Here is a 1,573-nt window from a genome sequence, read left to right on the forward strand (position 1 = left end):
GAGAATCGCTACAGATGTCGATGTAGCGCCCGGCTTAAAGAGTACAAGGGAGAAGAGATCATCTCAAATGACCCGTTCGAGGATTTCTCTGAGATGACGACCACAGACCCCCAGTACTGCGACCACATCTGGGAACGTGAAGACGGCTGTATGGGCTGTATCTCCTGCGGCCTCGAGGACCCGCTTTAACCAGTTCCGCCTTGTTCGGACCTCCTGACTGGGAGAGATTATTTACTCACCGAGATGTTTGTTGCCGATATGCCTTTCCGCGGTCGCCGTGACGGTCGCCCGGTCGTCCCTGCTATTATCGACGATGGGGAAGCCGTCACTTGTCCAGTGTGCGGTGGGACGATGTATCCCCGATCCGCGCCGGGCAAGTCTCGACACTTCTACCACGTATCAGACGACGCCGGGCGACACTGCTCGAACGGCGGCGAGTCGGAGACCCACGAACGTGCAGTTGCCCGTGCCGAGGTCGCCCTTCACCAGCAGTTCGGAAAAAGTGCCGACGTCGAGACAGAGGTGGACGTCGACGTATCTGAAGTGCCGACACCTGTGACTGAACGCCGTGCTGACGTCCTCGCGACGTTCGACGATTGGAACCCTTACTTCGGGGAGGGACTCGCCGTTGAGGTGCAGCATAGCCACGAGAACAAGAACGTCCAGCAGGTTACGCTCGACTACTTGGCAGCTGGTTTCTCCGTTGTCTGGATTCGCGCAGGCACAATCCTTCTCGATACGTTCGACTACGACACGATTAGTGCCGAGTTCGAGCGTGATGACGGAGCTGGACATTCCCAGCGGACGAGCAAGGCCCACCGATATACGAACTGCCAATCGCTCCTCTACGACGGCGAGCACGCGTGGGAACGAGTGCCTCCCTATGCCCACCCCCGCGGCCAGGATGATCTAGTCACGTACGATATCTGTGCTGGCCAGGATTGCGAGCTACGCAGGGTCCACGACCCCGATGGTAGTTACACCTACACCGTGAGCGACGAGTACGGCCCCGACTTTCCCCTGAGAGCACTCAAAAACGCGGTTGTCTGTGAGTACGACCGAGACTCGTTCTCGAAGTGGGCAGGAAGTCAGTACCATTCCGCGCAGGTGGAGAAACTGCTTGCGACACGACCAGAGATAGAGCGATGCTGGGGTCCGAAGGGAATTCACGAATGGGGACGCCGAGAGACGCTCTGGACAAACCATTCCGACCAGTCGTTAATCGAACTTCGTGAGTGTATGTACTGTCCCGTTCGGTTAGTGACCAATCATCGAGGGCGTTCAGGACACAGTACCTTCTGTCTCTACGGTCGAGAACCGGATATCGACTGGGACGACGTGTATTTCCAAGCCAGCCCTCCCGAATGTGATCACTATCTCTACGATGAGGACGCGGTCGAAGATTACTGCCCCAAGTGCGGTGCGACGATGGAAGCACCTGATACAACTCTCCGCGACCACACGAGTTGGATTCCACCGTAAACGGGGAACCAGTAACTCATCCCAGATTATGGCGGAGGTTTCGACGAGGGCGGAGCGGGGATCGGCGATGTGGAAATTAAATTTATCCAAT

At 57.0% G+C, this 1,573-nt stretch carries 2 protein-coding genes; both read left to right on the forward strand.

What is annotated here, in order from left to right; genetic code table 11:
* The coding region (locus C5B91_RS22830; protein ID WP_233547843.1) for a hypothetical protein at positions 1-189 on the forward strand (189 nt) is incomplete at its 5' end.
* Positions 190-258: 69 nt separating this feature from the next.
* Complete coding sequence (locus tag C5B91_RS20950; protein WP_119713012.1) at positions 259-1,482, forward strand: competence protein CoiA family protein; 1,224 nt, start codon at positions 259-261, stop codon at positions 1,480-1,482.
* Positions 1,483-1,573: the final 91 nt, after the last annotated feature.

Origin of the sequence: Haloferax sp. Atlit-10N, assembly GCF_003586325.1 — an archaeon.
Taxonomy (GTDB): Archaea; Halobacteriota; Halobacteria; order Halobacteriales; family Haloferacaceae; genus Haloferax; species Haloferax prahovense.

Coding starts and splice junctions, on each gene's coding strand:
- C5B91_RS20950 (WP_119713012.1), top strand. CDS start 259: ATGCCTTTCCGCGGTCGCCGTGACGGTCGCCCGGTCGTCCCTGCTATT.